This is a genomic window from Parafilimonas sp. (genome assembly GCF_047606085.1).
Lineage (GTDB): Bacteria > Bacteroidota > Bacteroidia > Chitinophagales > Chitinophagaceae > Parafilimonas.
The window spans coordinates 1-5,312 of sequence record NZ_JASGEX010000127.1 but is presented as its reverse complement, the minus strand read 5'-3'; the positions used below and the strand labels follow the sequence as shown (position 1 = coordinate 5,312).

Annotated in this window: 5 protein-coding genes and 1 pseudogene; 3 read left to right on the top strand and 3 right to left on the bottom strand. The window is 40.5% G+C overall.

Features of this window, described 5'->3' with window-relative positions; translation table 11 throughout:
• Window positions 1-301: 301 nt before the first annotated feature.
• From mutY to QM629_RS11380, 3 genes are read right to left on the bottom strand one after another with little or no spacing between them, the layout of a single operon-like run.
• Window positions 302-1,372, bottom strand: coding sequence for an A/G-specific adenine glycosylase (gene mutY / locus QM629_RS11390; protein WP_415159995.1), 1,071 nt, complete (start codon window positions 1,370-1,372; stop codon window positions 302-304).
• A 16-nt stretch (window positions 1,373-1,388) separates the two neighbouring features.
• Window positions 1,389-2,132: an MBL fold metallo-hydrolase gene (locus tag QM629_RS11385; protein ID WP_415159994.1), complete on the bottom strand. Its 744-nt coding sequence runs from the start codon at window positions 2,130-2,132 to the stop codon at window positions 1,389-1,391.
• Between the two features lie 44 nt (window positions 2,133-2,176).
• Complete coding sequence (locus QM629_RS11380; protein ID WP_415159993.1) at window positions 2,177-2,824, bottom strand: hypothetical protein; 648 nt, start codon at window positions 2,822-2,824, stop codon at window positions 2,177-2,179.
• Window positions 2,825-3,190: 366 nt separating this feature from the next.
• Here QM629_RS11380 and QM629_RS11375 point away from each other — a divergent pair, with 366 nt between their 5' ends.
• The 3 genes and pseudogenes from QM629_RS11375 to QM629_RS11365 form a co-directional block, all read left to right on the top strand.
• A complete protein-coding gene (locus QM629_RS11375) occupies window positions 3,191-4,366 on the top strand; it encodes a dipeptidase (protein ID WP_415159992.1) in 1,176 nt (391 codons plus the stop codon).
• Between the two features lie 74 nt (window positions 4,367-4,440).
• On the top strand, window positions 4,441-4,659 hold the full coding sequence (locus tag QM629_RS11370) for a DUF6364 family protein (RefSeq protein WP_415159991.1): 219 nt from the start codon (window positions 4,441-4,443) through the stop codon (window positions 4,657-4,659).
• Window positions 4,660-4,748: 89 nt separating this feature from the next.
• A pseudogene (locus QM629_RS11365) lies at window positions 4,749-5,114 on the top strand (DUF4369 domain-containing protein); the annotation flags it as partial.
• Window positions 5,115-5,312: the final 198 nt, after the last annotated feature.

The window sequence follows — 5,312 nt, the reverse complement described above, 5'->3', positions numbered from 1 at the left end:
ATTGACTATTTCGCATAAATCATATTTCCGGCTCCTTTTTACATCTAAATATTTTGAAATAACTTGCCATTGGCTGTCGCTTAAATTTTTTGGTGAATCTTTTAAAACGACTTTCCTCCATTAAGCCACAGCCTTTTTTATCCACTTATCCACATAAGGGTATTTTTACATTTCATTTTTAGACAGCTTCTTAGTTAAACCTGATTAAATTTTTATATGCTAATTTAATACAGGTTTCACAATTTATAATATATAATGCTTTTAGAGAAACAATCCTTTTTTAAGCCGCAATACCGCTGTTTTACAATACTCGTAACTGAAGGCTTGTTTTTTCTGTAAACTGGTGTATGAATTGAGGAAAGGCCTTGCTTTTAATCTGGTTGCTGCTAAGCCAGTTGCCGGCAAATGCCGGGGGCAGCTTTTTTAGTTCCGCAACTATAAAATAGCCGTTAATTACCTGGTGGGTAAGCGCCTGTTTTTTTGCCGGGATAATAACAGCTTCTCCTGAAAGTGATAATTGTTTTGAAGCAAGCCATTGTTTTATTGTTTCTTTATTCCATGCAGGGTCTGCTGAGGTTTCTTCAAGATAAAATTCGTAAAGGTTCTGCCAGATGTCTTTTGCTGTTCTTTGCTGCACAAAAGTTTTGTTTTTATGCGTGAGAATAAAATAACTGAACCACCTTTCTTTTTTCCGGGCGCTTTTTTTCTTTATTGGCAATATATCAACCTTGCTGCTGCCAAATGCCACGCAGTTTTTTTGAAGCAGGCATTGGCGGCACAGGGGTAAAGGCTTGCATACGGTAGCGCCGAAATCCATAATGGACTGGTTGTATTCCCCGGGATTGGCCGTATCAAGGCATTCCTGCGCAAGCCTGGCAAAAAGTTTTTTTCCCGCAGTGGCATCTACCGGTGTTTCAATGCCAAAAAAACGGGAAAGCACACGAAGCACATTGCCGTCAACAACGGCGTAAGGCTGGCTGAAACAGAAGGATGTAATTGCGGCGGCCGTATAGCTTCCTATGCCTTTTAAATTTAAAACCGTATTATAATCAGATGGAAAACAGCCTTTATGCTTATCTCTTACCACCCTTGCCGTATGCAATAAATTCCGGCAGCGTGTGTAATAGCCCAGGCCTTCCCAAAGCTTGAAAACGTCTTCGTCTTCAGCGTTGGCCAACTGTACAATTGTTGGGTATTGCTGAATAAATTTTTCATAATAATCCCAGCCTTGTTCCACCCTCGTTTGCTGTAAAATAATTTCGCTGAGCCAAACCTTGTAAGCATCTTTTACGCCCTTCCATGGCATGGTTCTTTTGTTTTCTTCCGCATGCCATTTTAATAGCAGCTCCCTGAATAACTTCTTCTGCCTCATATTGTTCATGCATGCATTACCGACCAATTGTTACAGGTGTTTTTACATCGTGATAAAATAAAAACAGCCATCCTTCTTCATTGCCTTCCTGCCACCACTGGTGGCGCAGCTCCATGGCTTTTCTGCCATCGTAATCGTATTTAGCAATAAACCGGTGCTTCATTTGCTGCAATTGCGGCGCATCGTCTGCGCCAAAAAAAACAGTTTCATCGCCTTCCTTAATCCAGAAAACCTGGTGGCAGGCGCTGTGGGCGCCTGTTATTTTATAATGAATATACCCATCAATGCACCCTTCTTCTTCATTCAGAAAAACAACCTGCGAATTATTTTCAAGCATGGAAATTTCTTCTGTCATGTATGAAGGGAAGCCGGCGCCCATGGCAAAGTTATATTCGGCCTGCTGCACGTAATAAACCGCATGAGGAAAGGAGAGATGATAATGGCCCAACCTGTCTTTACAGCTTATTCCACCGGCGTGGTCTTTGTGCAGGTGCGACAATAAGACTTTGGTTATGTCTCCCGGTTTTATATTTTGTTCAGCGAGGTTACGGTGCAGTTGCATTTCACCATTTTGTGTAAAGCCAAGGCCTGTATCAAGCAGCAGCATGTCTTTTTCTGTTATCACCACAAAAGGCTGCACTTCTACCAGCAGGCTGCCGGCGCTGCGGGCCTGCAATTCATCTTTATTTATATCAAAGGGAACAAAAACCTTGGACCTGTCAATTGTAAAAACGCCTTCGCTTAAAGGAATTATCTGCATGCTGCAAATTAATAAAACATTGGTTTTTAAACAGCCTCTTAAAATTATTGCCTGTTTAGTGTTAATATAGCGGTGCCTGTTACTATAGTATGATAATCAATACCTTCAATGCTCTCCGTTGTGTCTTTGGTTAGGGGCTGGATAAAAGAGAGCACACTGTCTTTTAGCTGTATCTGCGCCGCAGAAGGATTTACTTTAAATCTGGCTGCAGAAATATTGGTAAAACCTCCCTTCCTGAAAAAGATGGAATCTGTACCGATCAGCGTATATGGGGTATAAGAGTCTGTTGCAGGAAAAGTAACTATATAGGGCAATGTCAGGGAATCTGTTACCACATCATTTTTATACCTGTATGTTTTTATCTCGCTGGAAATTTTATAGGCTATTGCCGAGCAATTCATTGCAGAATCATTTATAACGATTGTGCCGCTGTTATCTGTGGTAGTATAATTCAAAAAAACAGCAAGTTTTTGGGTGGTATTGCCTACTGTTATTTCGGATATGCTTTGCGTTTGCGCCTCTATGGAAACAAATTTCCATGTTCCTGTAATCGTATTGGAGCTGTTTGTGCTGTCAGTATCATCTGTGCCTTCTGTATCGGTAGCGTTTTCATCAGTTTTGTCCATTTCTTTTTGGCATGCATAAGCGTAAACGGCTATTCCCGCAAGCAATATGTACATTTTAATTTTCATTCGTGCAAGTTTGTTTTTTCAGTTGTCTCATGGAATCTCGCTATGTGCCTGCCTCACCGGCAGGCAGGCATTCCCCTCCCGAAGCTGGTTCGGGACAGGTTGTGTGAGAAAAATCATCATGCCCGGTTTCATAGCAATATGTTTTGTGATGAAGGAGGAAGGCAGTGCAAATATATAAAAGGTCATTTCGCGGTTTTTACAGAATTGAATGAGTGCCGGGATTTTATTGGTGAACGAGCGTTTTGAAGTAATTAAACAATTTTTTTGGGCGGGTTCAGCCTTAAAATACCGGAATGATATATAATTGGGTGCATTTCAAATTGTGCGTGAAAAATTTAATGTACGTTTGAGAGCATGAAAAGTAAAATGAAACAATTGTTCCTGGCTGCTGCTGCATTTATTTTTACCGCAGGCGTGCAGGCGCAGCGTTATAAAAAGCTGCACTTTGAAAGCATTCTGTGCGATACGCACAATGATATTATCAGCACCTGCCTTGAAAAAGGTTACCGCTTTGATGAAGACCTCAACGGCAAAACACACAGCGATCTGAACCGCATGTTTAAAGCAGGTATTGATGTGCAGGTGTTTAGTATATGGTGCGATGGCGAACAGGCAAACCCTTATGCATTTGCCAACAGGGAAATTGATACCTTATATGCATGGATAAACCGCAATCCCGGAAAGATGATGCTGGTAACCAGTTCAACAGCGTTAATGCAGGCTGTGAAGCAACATAAGCTTGCAGCTATGATTGGCGTGGAAGGCGGCCACATGATTGAAAACAGTGTAAACAATCTTGATAGTTTATATGCCCGCGGCACAAGATATATGACACTTACGTGGAATAACAATAACGAATGGGCTACAAGTGCAAAATTTGAAACCGATTCAGCACAATCGCAGCGTAAAACGGGGCTCACTGATTTTGGAAAACAAATAGTGCAGCACATGAATAAAATAGGGATGATGGTGGATGTAAGCCATGTGGGAGAAAAAACTTTCTGGGATGTAATTAACACCACTACAAAACCGGTTATTGCTTCGCACAGCGATGCCTATTCTATATGCCCGGTGCCAAGAAACCTGAAAGACGACCAGATAAAAGCAATTGCCGGAAACGGCGGTGTTATACAATTGAATTTTTACTCCGGTTTTTTAGACAGCGGTTTTGACAGGAAGGAAAAGGCTTTCGAAGCCCGCCATGCGGCAGAAAAAGATTCATTGATGAAAACAGGGAAGAATGAATTTTTTGCCGAAAATGCATTGTTCATAAAATACGCGGATGAAGTACGCGGCATGCGCGCCCCCTTGCATTTATTGCTCGACCATCTTGACTATATTGTTAAGCTGGTTGGCGTTGACTATGTGGGCATGGGCAGCGATTTTGACGGCATCAGTTTTCCGCCGCAGGATATGGATGACGTTACGGCTTATCCTTTGGTTACAAAAGCCTTGCTTGAACATGGGTACAGCAAAGCAGATGTTGAAAAAATATTGGGTGGAAATTTTATCAGGGTACTGAAGGCGAATGAGGCAAAATAGTTGCAGGATGCGAGCTGCCTGTTGCAGAAAAATAAATGCCGGAAGATTTTAAAATTGCCAGCTTTACATAACTGATGGAGGAAAAACTTACCATAGTAGTTTCTTCGGAACACAAAAAGTTTATAAAGCGGTATGCCCGAAAGCAAAACAAAAGTGTTTCCGGTTTAATTGATAATATGCTTTCCCCTATTAAAAGGCATCTACCTTTGAAGAAACAGATGATGAATGGATTGAGTAAACAGCCGGCGTTTATAATACGGGTAAAAAAGATGTACTTAAAGAATTATTTATAAGCATAAACCGTTGAAGCAGATTTTTTATAGAGGGCTTGCTGTCAAAATCGTTTATTATTGCAGGCCCTCTGTCTTAATAATGTTTAATCATGAAAAGCTTGACACTATGCCTGCTGATTAAGATAGCAACGATGCTTGTTAGTAATGTTTCAGTAGAGGAAAGTGAATTAACTATAAATGGTGAATTACACAATATTGCTACGAGCCATTATATCTATATTATAACGCTTAAAACAAATAGTGATGGATTAGATAGCATAAAAATAATAAACAATAAATATACTTTTCATACGAAAATTACAGGCGCTACCCTGGTGACATTGTATTTAAATAGCCCCCGGCACGCTACATCAATAAATGATAAAGATGTGTTAGCGCTTTTTCTTGAACCCACAACCGTAAAAGTATCATCAACTGATTCTTTAAGTAATGCAGTTATTACCGGCTCTGAAGCTAATTTGGAATATAAAAAATTAAATGGATTTGTAAAGAAGGGTGTTTGTATGCCTCCGCCCCCACCTGAATATTTAATGACTATCCGTTTTTTGGAAAAGGTCTGTACCATGGATTTTCCAGCGTTGCGACCAATACCCTGTCAAATAAACTCTGCCCAAAGAACCTTCGGTTAAACTTGTAACAAAATTCATTCAGAT